The 15,875-nt window shown below is 45.5% G+C and carries 14 protein-coding genes and 1 riboswitch; of the genes, 9 read left to right on the plus strand and 5 right to left on the minus strand.

The features are described 5' to 3' along the window. Nucleotides 1-12: 12 nt before the first annotated feature. The gene (locus AC0J2X_RS05055; RefSeq protein ID WP_014975679.1) at nt 13-1,062 is read right to left on the minus strand and encodes an efflux RND transporter periplasmic adaptor subunit; all 1,050 of its coding nucleotides are present in this window, start codon (nt 1,060-1,062) and stop codon (nt 13-15) included. A 227-nt stretch (nt 1,063-1,289) separates the two neighbouring features. Here AC0J2X_RS05055 and AC0J2X_RS05060 point away from each other — a divergent pair, with 227 nt between their 5' ends. The 3 genes from AC0J2X_RS05060 (at nt 1,290) to AC0J2X_RS05070 (ending at nt 3,908) form a co-directional block, all read left to right on the plus strand. Continuing rightward, on the plus strand, nt 1,290-1,835 hold the full coding sequence (locus tag AC0J2X_RS05060; RefSeq protein WP_069943750.1) for an NUDIX hydrolase: 546 nt from the start codon (nt 1,290-1,292) through the stop codon (nt 1,833-1,835). 65 nt (nt 1,836-1,900) lie between these two features. Beyond that, a complete protein-coding gene (locus tag AC0J2X_RS05065; protein ID WP_049587025.1) occupies nt 1,901-2,668 on the plus strand; it encodes a class II aldolase/adducin family protein in 768 nt (255 codons plus the stop codon). Nucleotides 2,669-2,723: 55 nt separating this feature from the next. Then, the gene (locus AC0J2X_RS05070; RefSeq protein WP_014975676.1) at nt 2,724-3,908 is read left to right on the plus strand and encodes a mandelate racemase/muconate lactonizing enzyme family protein; all 1,185 of its coding nucleotides are present in this window, start codon (nt 2,724-2,726) and stop codon (nt 3,906-3,908) included. Nucleotides 3,909-3,978: 70 nt separating this feature from the next. Here AC0J2X_RS05070 and AC0J2X_RS05075 read toward each other — a convergent pair whose 3' ends face one another. After that, on the minus strand, nt 3,979-4,854 hold the full coding sequence (locus AC0J2X_RS05075) for an amidohydrolase family protein (RefSeq protein WP_069943749.1): 876 nt from the start codon (nt 4,852-4,854) through the stop codon (nt 3,979-3,981). 86 nt (nt 4,855-4,940) lie between these two features. Continuing rightward, nucleotides 4,941-5,732, minus strand: a complete 792-nt coding sequence (locus tag AC0J2X_RS05080; protein WP_069943748.1) for an SDR family NAD(P)-dependent oxidoreductase — start codon at nt 5,730-5,732, stop codon at nt 4,941-4,943. A gap of 347 nt (nt 5,733-6,079) precedes the next feature. On the opposite strand from AC0J2X_RS05080, the gene AC0J2X_RS05085 reads away from it, so the two are divergent. Then, entirely contained in the window at nt 6,080-7,840 is a 1,761-nt protein-coding gene (locus AC0J2X_RS05085) for an acyl-CoA dehydrogenase family protein (protein ID WP_069943747.1), read from the plus strand. Between the two features lie 94 nt (nt 7,841-7,934). Here the strand turns inward: AC0J2X_RS05085 and AC0J2X_RS05090 are convergent, their stop codons facing one another. Both AC0J2X_RS05090 and AC0J2X_RS05095 read right to left on the minus strand, forming a co-directional pair. Beyond that, on the minus strand, nt 7,935-8,480 hold the full coding sequence (locus AC0J2X_RS05090) for a DUF3016 domain-containing protein (protein WP_014948252.1): 546 nt from the start codon (nt 8,478-8,480) through the stop codon (nt 7,935-7,937). Between the two features lie 123 nt (nt 8,481-8,603). Beyond that, nucleotides 8,604-8,975 carry a hypothetical protein gene (locus tag AC0J2X_RS05095; protein ID WP_069943746.1) on the minus strand — a complete coding sequence of 124 codons (372 nt, stop codon included), beginning with the start codon at nt 8,973-8,975 and terminating at the stop codon, nt 8,604-8,606. Between the two features lie 480 nt (nt 8,976-9,455). Here AC0J2X_RS05095 and ccoG point away from each other — a divergent pair, with 480 nt between their 5' ends. The 5 genes from ccoG to AC0J2X_RS05120 all read left to right on the plus strand — a co-directional run bounded on the left by ccoG (nt 9,456) and on the right by AC0J2X_RS05120 (nt 15,867). Further along, a complete protein-coding gene (gene ccoG, locus AC0J2X_RS05100) occupies nt 9,456-10,886 on the plus strand; it encodes a cytochrome c oxidase accessory protein CcoG (RefSeq protein ID WP_014975671.1) in 1,431 nt (476 codons plus the stop codon). Next, nucleotides 10,883-11,866 carry a serine/threonine protein kinase gene (locus AC0J2X_RS05105; RefSeq protein ID WP_014975670.1) on the plus strand — a complete coding sequence of 328 codons (984 nt, stop codon included), beginning with the start codon at nt 10,883-10,885 and terminating at the stop codon, nt 11,864-11,866. The genes ccoG and AC0J2X_RS05105 overlap by 4 nt, the downstream gene beginning before the upstream one ends. 119 nt (nt 11,867-11,985) lie before the next feature. Next, a riboswitch (cobalamin riboswitch) is annotated at nt 11,986-12,237 on the plus strand. Between the two features lie 90 nt (nt 12,238-12,327). Beyond that, on the plus strand, nt 12,328-14,250 hold the full coding sequence (locus AC0J2X_RS05110; protein WP_240491561.1) for a TonB-dependent receptor plug domain-containing protein: 1,923 nt from the start codon (nt 12,328-12,330) through the stop codon (nt 14,248-14,250). 308 nt (nt 14,251-14,558) lie between these two features. Further along, complete coding sequence (locus AC0J2X_RS05115; protein ID WP_014948248.1) at nt 14,559-15,191, plus strand: thiol:disulfide interchange protein DsbA/DsbL; 633 nt, start codon at nt 14,559-14,561, stop codon at nt 15,189-15,191. An 85-nt stretch (nt 15,192-15,276) separates the two neighbouring features. Beyond that, nucleotides 15,277-15,867, plus strand: a complete 591-nt coding sequence (locus AC0J2X_RS05120; RefSeq protein WP_069943743.1) for an HD domain-containing protein — start codon at nt 15,277-15,279, stop codon at nt 15,865-15,867. Nucleotides 15,868-15,875: the final 8 nt, after the last annotated feature.

The following is a 15,875-nucleotide window of genomic DNA, read 5'->3' on the forward strand; positions in this document are numbered from 1 at the left end:
CGATATGCTCCCTTAGCGGTTTAACACATTAACCGGAGATTGGTCGCGTACCCGAAGCGTGCCTTCGGTAATGACCTCATCGCCTTCGTTTAACCCACTAACAATTTGTACCAGCCCGGGACGACGCTCACCAATTACCACTTCAGTTTGATGTGCAACGTTATCTTTAACGACATACACATACTGCTTGTCTTGAACGGGAACCAGCGCCTTTTCCGGCAATACCAAAGTATTCAGCACGCGCTTTTCAACAATTACGGTAAGCAGCATACCTGGGCGTAGACGATTATCTTGGTTGTCTATCGTCGCACGTACCCGAATAGAGCGACTAATCGGGTCGAGTCGCGTGTCAATGTTAGAGATTTTCCCTGTAAACTCTTCTCCGGGGTAAGCCACCGAGGATGCACTTAATGCCTGCCCTTTAGCCACGCTTGCAAGATGGTTTTCAGCGATACTGAAATCGACCTTAATTAGACTGATGTCATCTAAAGTAGTGATAGTGTCACCAGGTTGCACCAAAGAGCCGATACTGATTTCGCGATTACCTAATAGTCCGCTAAATGGCGCGCGTATCTGCAAGTCATTTAGCTGAGCTAGCGCAATATCTAGCTGAGCTTGTAAGGCTTTAACCCGTGCTTGCTGCTCGTCAAGAAGTTGTTCAGAGGTAGCGTTTGACTGACGCAAGTCAGAAATTCGCGTGAACTGGCGTTTGGCCTCATCAATATTCGCCTTAAGTTCCTCTACCCTGGCGCGTTCTTCCGTATTGTTTAGCTGAACCAGTAACTCGCCTTCGGTGGCTTTATCGCCGTCTTCAAAATTAATTGTTTTTACGGTATCGGTGACTTGTGCGGTAATATTCACCGACTCATTGGCGGTAGCAGTACCTAATGACTCAATCGTAATGGGGAATGCCTGTGATGATACCAAGGCTGTTTTTACCGGCGTCGCCCGCACGCTACTATTACTCGCGCTCTCTTCTTCGGGCATATTCAAATACACTACAACACCTGCAAGTAGTACTACGCCAAGCAACAAAGGCGATAAAGATAATCGTGAAGACATAACCTTTCCTATAGGTAAAAAAGTATCCCATCACGTATTTTTCAAAACGTTTAGGATACTCAAGTACACAAAATCGGCTTACGTTTCTTCGCAAGCGCCGCTATACGTTAAGATTGTGTACTGCGTTATTATTGTTAGTTGTGTTATTTTTGCGTAGAGTCTGTCATTTAATATTGATTATTTTTAAAACAATCACAAACAGCTTTTAGAGTATTTTACCCAAATCGATGGTCATCTTATTTCGCTTATCAGCTATATTCGCTGTTTTAACGCTTTTCGCATGTTCACAGTCTTCACCCAACGCGCCGGTTTGTCGCGTTTCCGATAGGCTTTTATCTCAACAAAACCAAATTGGAGAAAACAGTCCAGCCCCTTTGATTGCTGCCGCGTGCCTAGTCAAAACAAATAATAAGGTACTGTTAGTAGAACACCGTCTTTCAGGTAAATTGGATTTTCCTGGTGGAGGGGTGCTTGAAAATGAATCGGTCGCCTGTACTGCACACAGAGAAACGTGGGAAGAAACTGGGTTCAATGTTGAAGTTACCCAATATTTATCCACCACACCTAATGGATTGGCTATATTTGGTTGTGATTTAGATGCTGGTATTGAGACCCTTCCAGACGCCTTCGATGCGCCTCCTTGGGCCAAATTAGAGATAAAAAAACTCGTAAAAGCCGACCCCTTTACCCTTGACCACGACGCAATGCGTTTCGCTGACGATCTTATTCCCTTGCGCGATGGCTACACCCAATTCGATATAACGCAGCACTGACAAAGCATTGTTCATTGTTGCGGGTATTGGTAAATTGTCACCATGAAAAGAATAGGAGAAGTGGCTTGTTTTCACTGCCAACCTTAAGCCTTAAAGGCAAAGTTTCTGAACAAGAATGGCAAACTCGTGTCGATTTAGCAGCATGCTATCGGTTAGTGGCAGATATGCGATGGGGCGACCTTATTTACACGCATATCTCAGCTAAGGTACCGGGCACTGATCATTACTTGGTTAACGCCTTTGGCCTGACGTTTGACGAGGTTACCGCCTCTAACCTGGTTAAGGTCGATTTAGAGGGTAACATCCTTGACGATACACCTTACGGCATAAACCCCGCTGGCTTCACCATTCACAGTGCTATCCACGAAGTGCGTCACGATGCCCAATGCGTTATTCACCTGCATACACTAGCCACAATCTCAGTCGCATCTGTCAAAGGCGGGCTTAAGCCCTGGAGCCAGTATTCAATGTTTTCGCTACCTTCACTTTCTTATCACAGCTACGAAGGTTTAGCCGTTGATGATAGTGAAAAGAAACGTTTGCAGGACGACCTTGGCGACACTAATCACATGCTTTTGCCTAATCACGGCGGTCTAACCCTTGGTCCCACCGTTGGCGACGCCTTTATGCGCTTTTACGATTTGCAGCGTGCGTGCGAAATTCAGCTTGCCCTGATGCAGTCTGATGAAGAGGTTATCGAGATACCGCAAAGCATTATTGATGGCATATACGCACAGGCTAATGTGGTTCACAGCGGCGAAACAGGCGGCCAAAAAGCATGGCCTGCCATGCTTCGCAAAGCTTACAAACTAGACCCGGGCTTCTGCGAATAATTTAGCTTAGCCAGCTAAACGCCAACTTATTTCAAACAGGAATTGTTTATACATTATGAAAGTCACCAAAGTAGAAATTTTTGATATCGAATGCCCTAAGCGCCCTCAGTGGAACCCGGTTTTCGTACGCGTTTACACCGACGAAGGTATTACCGGTGTGGGCGAAGCAGGACTGGCTTATGATTGGGGTCACAGCGCCGCTGCACACATGATTAAAGAAATTGCCGAAGCCATGCTGATTGGCTTTAATCCTTTTCACACTGAACTGCTTTGGTCGAGAATGCTGCGCGAAGGCTTTTGGGGATTAGGCGGCGGCCCGGTTATTTATGCTGCGATGAGCGCTATTGATACTGCACTTTGGGACATTAAAGGCAAAGCGCTTGGCTTACCGGTTTACGAATTACTGGGTGGCAAAACTAATGGCAAGCTCCGTAGCTACGCTAGCCAGCTACAGTTTGATTGGGACAAAGAAGTAACCAAGCTTAACGACCCCGCTGACTATGCTCGCGCCACTGAAAAAGCACTTAAAGATGGTTACGATGCGGTTAAAGTTGACCCCATCGTTTACGATAAAGACGGCAACACCCATTTCGACAGAACCAAACTATTCACTAAGCCCGAGCTTAAACTTTTCAAAGCCCGTCTTCAGGCGATTAGAGACACAATGGGCGAAGATGGCGACATCATCTTTGAATGTCACAGCTTATTAGGTGCATCAACGGCTATCCAGCTGGGTGACATCGTTGAAGAAATTGGCTGTCTATATTACGAAGAGCCAGTGAATTACCTTAACTCGAAGCTTCACGACAAAGTAGCGAAGAACGTGAATGTGCCTATTGCGGGCGGTGAGCGCTTGTACCACCGCTGGGATGTGCGCCCTTACCTTGAAGACCAATCTATTGATGTACTTCAGCCTGACGTTGGCCTTTGTGGTGGTTTCACCGAAGCGAAAAAGGTGTGTGACTATGCCGACATTTACGATGTACGTATTCAGGCTCACGTTTGCGGAGGCCCTGTAGCGACAGCGGCAAGCCTGCATCTAGAAACGGCCATTCCAAACTTCTTAATTCACGAGCACCATACCTACGCTATTAAAGATTGGAACCGTGAACTTTGCATTCAAGATCCTCAGCCAGTAAACGGCTTCATTGAAGCGCCTGACACACCGGGAATTGGTATCGATCTAAACGATGAGGTGGTTTATCGCTCGCCGCACATGACGGTAACTGCGCTTAAATAAAGCTGAAATCCAACGGGTTTATTGAAGGCAATAAACCCTAGGCTAGTTCAGCAGCTTAAGTAAGCTAGCTTTATGCGATGTCGTACCATCGCTTCGCATTTTCGTACAGCAGCGCCGCTTTTTGAGTTACAGAAAGCGGCGTTGTCATATCAATGAATCCATGCCAAAGCGCGGCATACGGCATTCGCCACTGACACAGCGGGAAGTTGCTGGCAAACATCATGTGATCTGTGCCAACGGTGTCCAGCAAGGTTTCAAAAATATAAGACGCACGCGGCCACTGCCAACGGCGATCTTGCATTTCTAATCCTGAGAACTTAAACACAACTTGCTGCGTTTCATTCAAGTCGCGAATATTCTGCCGCCATGTTTTAAACGCAAAGCTATTTACATCAATCGGCGCTATTGCGGCATGGTTTACAGCCACTTTTAGCAAGGGTGTTTGTTCTAGCACCGTTAGCAGCGCATGCACAGCATTGCTATCTGCAAGATTTAACTGCGCATCGAAAGACAAGCCTTGCGACGCCATGTGATGAAGCCCCCATTTAACTTTAGGGGTGCGTAAAAGTACTTTAGCATCGTCATCTAATATGTGACGAAGCCCACGTATTGAGTGGTACCGCTTTAGCTTATCGATATGACTGCCAACACTATTCTCTGTTAAATCGATACACCCAATTGAACGGAATGGCAGCGTACAATGACGCTCCAAGAACGCAATTTCACGCCAGGGTCTTTCGTTATCGTAACCCGCTTCAATGTGAACAAAACCGCCTAACTGCCCTAACGACGCGCGATAGAGCATGTGCTCTGTAGTATTTTTTGCAATCGCTTTTTTATCTGACCAGAAAGGGGCATTGGCTGGTTTCATCCAATCATAGTGCCCTTCGTTTAAGGCAAAGAAGTGGATATGAGGGTCTATCCAAGTGATTGAAGGCTTGCTCATCTTTGTTTATAAAACCTTGGTTTATGCTATTGCTGATAAGGCATTTCGCGTTGCTTTTCTGTTCAGCCCTATCTATTCAGCTCTTTCTATTGTGCTGTGTAGCCCCCATCCACCGCATACAAGCTACCCGTGATGAACGACGCTTTGTTGCTGCATAGGAAATAAGTCAATTCAGCTACGTCTTCGGGCTGGCCCAAACGTCCAATAGGTTGTGCAGCGGCTTCTTCAGCTACCACTTCATTTTTATCTGCCCCAGAACGTGCCACATAATTATCAATGGCGTTATGAAATAGAGGCGTTTCGATGGTACCCGGGCATACCGCGTTAACGCGGATGTTATAGGGTGCGTAGTCAAGCGCAGTGGTTTTCGCCATAGACGCCAACGCACCTTTGCTGACCCCGTAGGCAAACGAATTGCGCTTTCCGATAAAGGACTGATCTGAGCCCATCACCACAATCGCGCCGCTGCCCTGCTCTTTCATGGTTGGCAGGCAAGATTTAATCGCGCCATACGCCCCTTTTACGTTCAAGTTTAGTACCTTATCAAGCAGCGCTTCATCAGTGTCTTCAATGGTTGCTGAAACATGTATACCGGCATTACACACCAATGCGTCTATGCGTTGATAAGAACTAATAACCTCATTCACCGCGGCTTCAATATTACGCACAACACTTACATCACACGGCTTCCAGATAGCATTAGGTAACGCTTGCTCAAAGTCTCTGATATCTAAATTAATGACTTGATAACCGTTTTGACTAAACAGCTTGCATACCGCAAAACCGATACCCAAGCTTCCCCCCGTTACAATGCAAACCGGGATCTGCGCATCATCACTGCTATGTTTAAGGTTTTTCTTCGCGCTTTCTGAATTCATGTTTTTATGTACCGTGTTGCTTGTGCGTATGTGAACGGGTTATTTCAATGTAAGCTAAGCATGCCAGTGAGAATTTGAATTGCAAGCGAGCCTACCACTTGAGTTCACTTTTCTATATTAACATCAATGCGTCAGACATAATCACCAGAGCCTGTGTGACCTTTGCTGCACATTTAAAGTCCATGAGTCTTGGAAAACCTATGTGTTTCTCTCATGTCAGTCCGCATAGATCATTACCCACATCATCCAAATTTATTATTAACTTTCCTTTAACGGACTATTCGGACTACGCTTTTTGTGACTATAATAGACAAAATTAAAACACTTGTTTGAAAAAGGAGTCATCCATGCCTCTGTACCACGCCCCTACGACTGATTTTCAGTTCTTGTTAAAAGACTGGCTTGGACTTGATGCTCACTACGAAAAGCTCGGTATCAGCGACTTTGATAGCGAGCTTGCCAACGAAATTATTGCACAGGGTGCAAAGTTTGCTTTGGATGTGGTTGCCCCTCTTAACCGTGAAGGCGATGAAGAAGGCTGTACGCTAAAAGACGGCAAAATTACCACGCCTAAAGGCTTCGCTGATGCCTATCAGGAATATGTTGCTAACGGCTGGAATGCAATGCTAGGTACTGCCGAGTACGACGGGCAAGACTTGCCGTACACCATGGCTGTGCCTGTTCACGAAATGCTAAACGCGGCGAACTTAAGCTGGCGTTTAACCACCATGCTTACTGAGAGCGCAACACTTGCGGTTACTAAGCACGCCAGTAAAGAATTAAAAGATATCTACCTTGCTAAGCTAATCAGCGGTGAGTGGACAGGTACCATGAACCTGACCGAACCTCACGCAGGAACAGATTTGAGCTTGCTTAGTACCAAAGCTGAGCCACAAGGCGACGGCAGCTATAAAGTCACCGGTAATAAGATTTTTATTACCGCAGGCGATCACGATTGGAGCTCGAACGTTATTCACCTTGTTCTAGCTCGTCTGCCTGATGCTCCCAAAGGCGTTAAAGGCATCAGCTTATTCTTAGTGCCCAAGTTCCTTCCAGATGCCAGCAATGAGCCTGGCGAGACGAACAGCTTGTCAGTGGGAAGCATCGAACACAAAATGGGGATCAAAGCGAGCCCGACTTGCGTGATGAATTTTGACGGTGCAACGGGTTACCTTGTAGGTGAAGAAAACCAAGGCCTAGCATGTATGTTCACCATGATGAACGATGCACGCTTCCAAGTAGGTCTGCAAGGTTTAGGGGCGGCAGAAGCCTCTTACCAAGGCGCGCTGACCTATGCCCGCGAACGCGTTCAGTCTCGCGCACCTCAGGGAATTCAAAATCCAGAAGGCAAAGCAGACCCGATCGTCTTTCAACCTGACGTAGCGCGTATGTTACTTACGCAGAAATCACTGATTGAAGGCTGTCGTGCACTTTCACTTTTCTATGCCAAGTTTATGGACGTTGAGAAGCTTGGTGAAGGTCAAGAAAAAGAAGATGCCGACAAGATACTTCAGTTTTTAACGCCAATCTGCAAAGCTTTTATGACGGATATGGGCCTTGAGACCACCAGCCTAGGTGTACAAGTATTTGGTGGTCACGGCTTTATTCGTGAATGGGGTATGGAACAACTTATGCGCGACGTGCGCATTGCTATGTTATATGAAGGCACCAACGGTATTCAGGCGCTAGACCTTATTGGTCGTAAGCTTACCCGAGATGGCGGTCAAATGATGGAAGCGACCTATAATGCGTTTAACGCTTTGGTCAGCGACATTCAAGACAGTGAGGCGAAGGGTCTGGCTCAAGGAATTCTTGATGACTGGCGTGCATCTTCAGCCGATTGCTTAGGTATGGATGCCACCACCGCTGCAGCTGCTGCTTGTGATTACTTGGCATACAGCGCCTATTCATTGATTGGTGTACTGTGGTACAGCATGGCCGACAAAGCGCAGGCATCAGGTAATGCAGTACTTGCAGCGTCTAAGATGAAGACACGTGACTTCTACATGGAACGTATATTAGTACGTCGCGATGCGCACAAAGCCGCTTATAAAGCTGGCCCTGGAAGCACCCTTGCAATATCAGGTAATGAGTTTGATTATCTGTAGGCAGCTTATTCTGCTATAGCCCGTGAAATATGGGCTATGAACGCAAAAAAGGTCACTATATGTGACCTTTTTTATTATGATTTGAACGAAACTATTAGTCGTTCGCTGCTACTTGGGTTGAAAACGTATCTGAAAACCAATCGTTAAGCATCGCTTTTTCATAAGAAAGCGATTCCGTGCGATTGCGACGAATATTCGACTCCATAAAATCCATATCTTTAAGTTTCACATCTTCACCACTTAAAATGACCTGACCGTCGGCATTAGCCAACGAGTAGCTGAATGTCATTCTAGGAATATCAACGCGCTTAATGATACGGACGTCGCTACCGGCACCGTTACCGAAGCCGACAAACTGGCTTGGCCAAACTTGGCCAGCTAAATCAACATTTGTTACTGTCATTGACAGCACTTGCGACTCAGGTAAATCACTGGCCAAATCTACAATGTGTTCTTCAAGCTCTTGTAGCGTTCGTTCGCGGAACCGTTTACGAGATTCATTGGTTGGTCTTACATCGCTATAAGACTCAGGTTCTTCCCACGTTATCTTCACCTCAGCGGCTTGAGTGGGAGCAAAAACGGTAAGGAGTCCCACCGCTGTGGCGCAGCTTAAACAAGAAAAAGTACGTAATTTATTCACTTTTATGCTCCTAAATTCAGTCGTTTAAACTATGAGTTAGCAAGACATTTAGAGAAAGCTTAGCATGCAGCAATTGTCGGCTTTTATATCAGCTTTATATTTAACCAGCCTTGTTAAAATTGGCTAGTCTCGCTTTGCTACTTGCATAAATGACGACTGTTTAATGATTAGGCATAGTTGAACGCGTTTAGTTCCCGTAAAGTTGGGGTTTATATCGTCCTTTTCACAATAGGTGTGATAAAAACGTTTAACGCTTGCGCTATCAGCGGTGATTTGCTGAACATATGTTTGCTGGTAAGGCTTTAAGGGACTCAGCTGGATATTAATTTTATCTTGTAAACTACGCAGTTCTTCTCGCTCCGGTAAGGTGGCAATTGAAACTAGCCATTCAGAAAGCGAGTTCTGGATATCTTCAAAGAGATACTGAACAAAAGGAGACCGCAGCACAATTACCAAAACAATAATTTCAGCAGCGATGATAAAGAACCTTAACATGACTTCTCAGCTAACTTTGACAGACGTTTACTACAAATAGCGCCAATTTTTTAGCACCTTTCTCACTATGTGCTCAACTACACTTTGCCAATTTACATTTTCACAATGCTCACTGTACACGATTCAAACGGTAATTGACCACATTATTATCGACGATAATAGGGTTATATCGGTTTACCTGTAAATACAGCAAACTATACTCATGTATAGTACGTAAAGCCTAATCGTCGATGTTGGGCATCAAATGGCATCTGGCCGTTATATTAATCCTCATTATTCACGTAGCTGTATTTAACTATTTACAAAGTTACATAGACTGAGGAAATCAAAACAAAAAACGACTTACGTTCTGAAGTTTCAGTATTGACTGAAACTTTAAAAAGATACACCATACGCCGCATTATTGATCTACATTAAATATGACGTTGTGAACGCAGTTATACTGCACAGGCAGTTCGTTACGTCACATAAGGTTAAGCTATGAATGAACAAATACCGGTAAAGACCGTTACACCGGTAAAAGTACATAAACCCAAAGGTGGACCTGAGGGTAAACGCCACGACTCTCGTAGCCGTATTTATGTGCGGGCTGTACAAGGCCCTCTGGAGACGTTTAGACGCATGTTTGGCCTTTTCTTTTTGGGCCTCTTTGCCATCATTCCATGGATTCAGTACAACGGGCATCAAGCCGTGCTACTCGATATTGGTGAGCAGCGATTTACTATATTCTCACTAACCTTATGGCCTCAAGATCTCACTTTACTGGCCTACATATTTATTGTTTCCGCCTTTGCGCTGTTCTTCGTCACCACTTTCGCTGGTCGAGTGTGGTGTGGATTTATGTGTCCTCAAACAACGTGGGTATACATTTATACGTGGTTCGAAGAGAAATTCGAAGGCCCGCGCAACAAGCGTATAGCGCTAGATGCACGCAAAATGGATGCAGATAAATTTTTGCGTAAAACAGCTAAGCACACCGCTTGGGTATTGGTAGCGCTGTTAACGGCTTTAACCTTCGTTGGCTACTTTACGCCAATTGATGAACTGTTTATCGATTTTGTAACATTTAACACCAGCTTCTGGGCAGGTTTATCGGTTATTTTCTTTGCCGTCTGTACGTACGGAAACGCTGGCTACATGCGCGAAATCATGTGCACGCACATCTGCCCGTATGCGCGTTTTCAGTCTGCCATGTTCGACAAAGACACGTTTACTGTATCGTACGATGCAAAGCGTGGAGAGCAACGCGGCCCGCGACCACGCAAACTTAGTCACGAGCAAGTAAAAGAAAAAGGGTTAGGCGACTGTATAGACTGCAACCTGTGTGTTCAGGTATGCCCAACCGGTATCGATATTCGAAATGGCTTACAATACGAATGCATCAACTGCGGCGCCTGTGTTGATGCCTGTAACGGTGTTATGGATAAAATGGGTTATCCTAAAGGCCTGATAAGCTTTACCTCTGAAGAAGAACTAGCTGGCGGTAAGACTCATATTTTACGTCCAAAGTTAATTGGTTACTTTGTAGTTTTAGTGGTGATGATAGGCTTGCTGTTTGCCAATATTTGGATGCGCAGCCCCACCGAAGTTGACATTATTCGCGACAGAAACTCGCTATACCGCGAAACGAATGAAGGGCTAATTGAGAACGTTTATACAATAAAAGTACTTAACAAAACTCAGCAAACCCAAACCTACTCTATTGCTGTAAAAGGTTTGCCTGACTACAAGTACATTGGTGAGCAAACTGTAACAGTTGAAGGCGGTGCGGTGTATAGCACGCCAATTTCAGTTGCAACTGACGCCTATAATCTGGAAGATACGGTTACCGATATTTTTATCAGTGTAACCACCACTATTGATGGGGAAACGGTTACCGTTGATGAGCCAACTAAGTTCCTTTATCGATGACAGATTTTTCATTCTCTGGGCTTAGCCCAGACACCATATTAGATGCCCTGGAAAGTCAGGGCATTTTTCTTCAAAGCGGTTTGCTAGCACTAAATAGTTATGAAAACCGCGTCTATCAGTTTTTGGCTGAAGACGGTCAGCGCTATGTAGCAAAATTCTATCGCCCAGGTCGATGGACCGACGCTCAAATTCTTGAAGAACACGCGTTTGCTGCAGAGCTAATCGATAACGAAATTCCATTGGCTGCGCCCATTTCTCTCAATGGCAGCACGCTGCATCATCACACCGTGGCGGAAACTGACTATCGATTTGCGTTATTTCCTTCGGTGGGCGGTAGACAGTTCGAAAATGACAACCTTGATCAACTCGAATGGATGGGGCGTTTCATTGGTCGTATTCACCGCGTGGCCCATGCTAAAGGGTTTGCACATCGTCCCTCGATTGATATTGAAAGTTACCTCGATGAACCGAAGCAGGTGCTTATGCAAAGCACACTGCTGCCAGAGCATCTAAAGACAGCATTTTTTGCCATACTTAACCCCGTTATTGATGCCACGAAAAAAGCGTATAAGCCAACATCAAGTATTCGGCTTCACGGTGACTGCCACCCAGGCAATATACTGTGGCGCGATGGCCCTACCTTCGTTGATTTAGATGATTGCCGCATGGGCCCTGCTATCCAAGATTTGTGGATGATGCTAAGCGGCGACCGCCAACAACAACTATTGCAGCTCGATACTTTGGTTGAAGCATACGAGGAGTTTCACCCGTTTGACACTGCACAGTTGCCACTTATTGAGCCCCTGCGCGCTATGCGAATGGTGCATTACATGGCATGGCTTTCACGACGCTGGGAAGACCCTGCTTTTCCGCGGGCATTTCCTTGGTTTGCTGAAGACAAATACTGGGAAGGCCAAATACTTGCTCTGAAAGAACAGCTATCGGCCCTTCAAGAGCCTCCACTGAAATTAGGATATTGAGCCAGTCCCTTTACTGCTGAAAAAACGCTTTTTCGATGACCGTTGTCGATAATCTTATGGCGGTTACGAAAAAGCGTAAGGTATAAGAAACCGTATTCGCTATCACTTTTTAACTTAGATATAATCGACAGTGTGTAGGTGCTCTTGTCTAGCTCCATATTAACTACGGCGACAAGGGTTAAACGGGAAATCAGTGAAAAACTGATGCTGCCCCCGCAACGGTAAACTCAACGCGTTGTCGTTTTCTTTTCATACGCCACTGTCTTTTATGCGTTACGTATTAAACGCCATTAGATGGGAAGGCAAAAGAGCTATTACATTTGTAGTAATGGTGAGTAAGCCCGGATACCGGCCTGTACTTCATGGTGTCGTTTGCTTGCTCACATCCATAATTAAGCAAAAACGCGCACTTTCCCTAATCATGTGCTCGGGTGGAGCGCATCAAAGACAACATAAAAACCATGCGTACACATTTTACTAAAGCAGCCCTTAGCGCTGCAGTTATTTCGTGCTTAAGCACACCTGCCTTTGCTCAAACTTCTGACCAAGATATTGAAACTTTAACAGTAACAGGCACGCGTTTGCCTATTTCGTTAACCAAACTTCCTGGTTCAGTATCGGTGCTAACTGAAAGCGACATTAAAGCTTCGGGCGCACTTCAACTTACCGATCTAATTCGCGGCCTACCTGGCGTTAGCTTGTCTCAGTCAGGCAGTCCTGGTGGCTTAACGGAGCTGCGCGTGCGCGGCGGTGAAACCAACCATCTACTTGTTTTAATTGATGGCGTTGTTGCCAACGACGTAGGCCAAGGAAGCCTAGTTGATCTTGCTCACTTAACTAGCGCAAACGTGGTGCGCATAGAACTTCTTCGAGGCCCGCAGAGCGCAAGATGGGGCAGCGGCGCTATCGGTGGTGTATTGAGCATTACTACGAAATCAGGCCAGTTTGCCGATAATGCGTCACACGTAGACTTCTCTGCTGGCGTTGGCACACAAGGTACGTTGCAGGGCAGCATGAACGCGCGCTCGCAAAGCGATAACGTAGGTATTTCTGCATACGCCAGCTACATACGTACCGACGGCGACAACGTATCTCGTGTTGGTAACGAAGATGATGGCTACGACAACATGACCGCTGGCATTAATATTAATTATGCCGTAACGTCGGAGCATACGTTAATAGCTAACCTTCGCACGGTTCAGTACGAGAATGATTACGACGGCACTGATTTTGTGACGACAGGCCTTCCTGCTGACTCAGATAACGTGACGGATGGTTCACAAATTAGCGCGAAATTAAGATGGGAATTTGCTCCGGAAAATACAGGTTATCGCTCAGCGCTAAGTGCGCATTATCGCAAAGACGATAACGATAACACTGAGTCAGGTGCAGACACTGGCGGTACCACTGGTGAGCGCATAGAGTTAAACTGGACAGGTTTCTATACCATGGATAACTGGGATTTTGCTGGCGGTGTTGAATACCTACAGCGCCTTTTTACCCAGCGCGGCCCAATTGCATTTGGCGATCCGAACCAGAAGCAGCACGACAATACTTATAGCGTATTTGCCGAGACAAATGGCCAGCTAACCGAGTCGCTAACCGCAACACTAAGCGCACGATTCGACAACAACAGTGAGTTCGACAATGCCGTAAGTTATCGCGGTGGCCTTACATGGCAGCTTAACGATTACTACGCTGTTTTTACCAGCTATGGTAAAGCTGTTAAAACCCCCACCTTCACCGAGCGCTTTGGCTACTTCCCAGCAAGCTTCATCGGCAACCCAAACTTAGAACCTGAAACCAGTGAAGAATGGGAAATAGGCGTTAAGGCAAACTGGAAATCACTGTCTGCACAAATCAGCGCATACACTACCGACCTTGAAGACGAAATCAATGGCTTCGTATTTGTGTCAGATTTGGGTGCATATAGTGCCGATAATATCGACGGTGAAAGCTCGCGAGAAGGTATTGATCTAGAACTTAACTGGGACAGTGGCTATGGTGATTTTACCGCAGCGTATAGTTATCTAGATGCGGAACAAACCGACAGTGGTATAACAACCACTGAACTGCGTCGTGCCCGTCACCAAGGCTCATTAACCTACAACACTGACTTTGGAACGGAGAAGTTCAGCTTTTACACCAAGCTAGCTTACACAGGGAGTCATTACGACACCTTCTTCCCTCCTTTCCCTGAACCGTCTCAGACTCTGGCGCTGTCAGCCTATACGCTTGCAACCGTTAATTTAGGCTATCAGATAGATAAGCAGTGGCAGGTCTCGTTGAAGGTCGACAATGTATTTGATACTGATTATGAAGACATTGTAGGTTATGCAGGCCAAGAGCGTCGCGCTCTACTTTCAGTTAACTACAGCATGTAAGTGATGTAACGTTAATGAACCTTCTGTTGAGCGTTGCTTAAAGGCAAAACTCAACGTAAAATCAACAAACAATAAAGGGCTATACATGGTTATAGCCCTTTTTCTTTGAGTTTCTGTTAGGGCCTGATGATTCAGACTCTGTTCATCATGCGTATATAAAATACTGCATTTACCTAAACCTTGAATCGCGTTTTTTAGTGAGCTTATCGCGTAGTAAGGCATTGAAGTAGAACAGGTCCTAGTTAAGCGAACAAGCCTGTGATAATCTCGGTATCGATAATAGTTTTTTGAACATAGGATTATATTCCATGAAAAAGTTTGCAGTAATGTTTGTCATGGCAATGCTTTTGCCACTAACAGCATGCGCTCAGGAGCCAGCGTCTAAATGGAAAGAAGGTACGCACTATACTGTGCTTGATAAAGAAGCCACAGATAAGCCTGTTATTACTGAGTACTTCTCATTTTGGTGCCCTCACTGCTTCCAGTTCGAACCTATCGTTGCGCAAATTAAAGAAAAGAAAAGCGACGGCACGAAATTCAATAAGGTGCACGTAAACTTTATGCGTTTTACTGGACCTGAAGTTCAAGATGATGCAACTAAAGCCATGCTTATTGCGCGCGCTATGAAGCAAGAAGACGCGATGAACGGCGCTATTTTTAACTATATCCACAAGCAACGTGCATCTATCACTGGCTTGAAAGACCTTCGCAATATCTTCGTTGTGAACGGTGTAGACGGTGAAGAGTTTGACAAAATGGCTAAAAGCTTCGGCGTAAATAGCATGGTGCGCAAGAATCAACAGCAAATTGACGAGTATCGTGAGCACCTAACTGGTGTGCCAAGCTTTATTATCAACGGTAAATATCAGCCTACATTCACTGCTGACATGACCTTCGACGACATCGCTGACCTAATCGTGTGGCTATCTGAGCAAAAATAATTTGGTTAATAACCAATACACTCGTTAGACCTTGAATAATTAAATGGGCGCTCAGGCGCCCATTTTTACGCCTTGGAGCATCCCAATGTATGCAGTAAGTGACTTTGCTGACTTTATCTGTGAACTTGACCAGCTAAAAGCAGTTAAGCGCCAGATCACCCTACCCTGTGATAACTATCGACAGGAAAACTCCGCAGAGCACAGCTGGCATGTTGCATTAATGGCAAATATGCTAAGCGAATATGCGGCTAAACCCATAGATGTGACCCGCGTTATTCGCATGATCCTTATTCACGATATTGTGGAAATTGATGCTGGCGACATGTTTGCTTTCAATCATCAAACAGATCACGACGCACAAGCCGAGAAAGAAGTAGCTGCCGCTAAGCGCATTTTTGGTTTATTGCCGAGTCCACTTAGTAGTGAAATGCTCGATTTATGGCTTGAGTTTGAAGCAGCGGAAACCGCCGATGCAGAATTTGCAAAATCAATGGACCGCGTACTTCCCGTATTTCAAAATATGAAAGACAACGGAGGAAGCTGGAAGCGTCACGGTATTCCAAGGGAGAAAATTGAGAAGCGTAATGCTCACCTTAAATCTTGCGCACCGGCTTTATGGGACTACGTTATGCATCAGCTTGATGTGGCCGTTGAAAAAGGCTGGCTAAGTCAGTAACGACTCAG

It is taken from the genome of Alteromonas sp. R7 (assembly GCF_055755235.1).

Coding starts and splice junctions, on each gene's coding strand:
- AC0J2X_RS05055 (WP_014975679.1), bottom strand. CDS start 1,062: ATGTCTTCACGATTATCTTTATCGCCTTTGTTGCTTGGCGTAGTACTA.
- AC0J2X_RS05060 (WP_069943750.1), top strand. CDS start 1,290: ATGGTCATCTTATTTCGCTTATCAGCTATATTCGCTGTTTTAACGCTT.
- AC0J2X_RS05070 (WP_014975676.1), top strand. CDS start 2,724: ATGAAAGTCACCAAAGTAGAAATTTTTGATATCGAATGCCCTAAGCGC.
- AC0J2X_RS05075 (WP_069943749.1), bottom strand. CDS start 4,854: ATGAGCAAGCCTTCAATCACTTGGATAGACCCTCATATCCACTTCTTT.
- AC0J2X_RS05080 (WP_069943748.1), bottom strand. CDS start 5,732: ATGAATTCAGAAAGCGCGAAGAAAAACCTTAAACATAGCAGTGATGAT.
- AC0J2X_RS05085 (WP_069943747.1), top strand. CDS start 6,080: ATGCCTCTGTACCACGCCCCTACGACTGATTTTCAGTTCTTGTTAAAA.
- AC0J2X_RS05095 (WP_069943746.1), bottom strand. CDS start 8,975: ATGTTAAGGTTCTTTATCATCGCTGCTGAAATTATTGTTTTGGTAATT.
- ccoG (WP_014975671.1), top strand. CDS start 9,456: ATGAATGAACAAATACCGGTAAAGACCGTTACACCGGTAAAAGTACAT.
- AC0J2X_RS05105 (WP_014975670.1), top strand. CDS start 10,883: ATGACAGATTTTTCATTCTCTGGGCTTAGCCCAGACACCATATTAGAT.
- AC0J2X_RS05110 (WP_240491561.1), top strand. CDS start 12,328: ATGCGTACACATTTTACTAAAGCAGCCCTTAGCGCTGCAGTTATTTCG.
- AC0J2X_RS05115 (WP_014948248.1), top strand. CDS start 14,559: ATGAAAAAGTTTGCAGTAATGTTTGTCATGGCAATGCTTTTGCCACTA.
- AC0J2X_RS05120 (WP_069943743.1), top strand. CDS start 15,277: ATGTATGCAGTAAGTGACTTTGCTGACTTTATCTGTGAACTTGACCAG.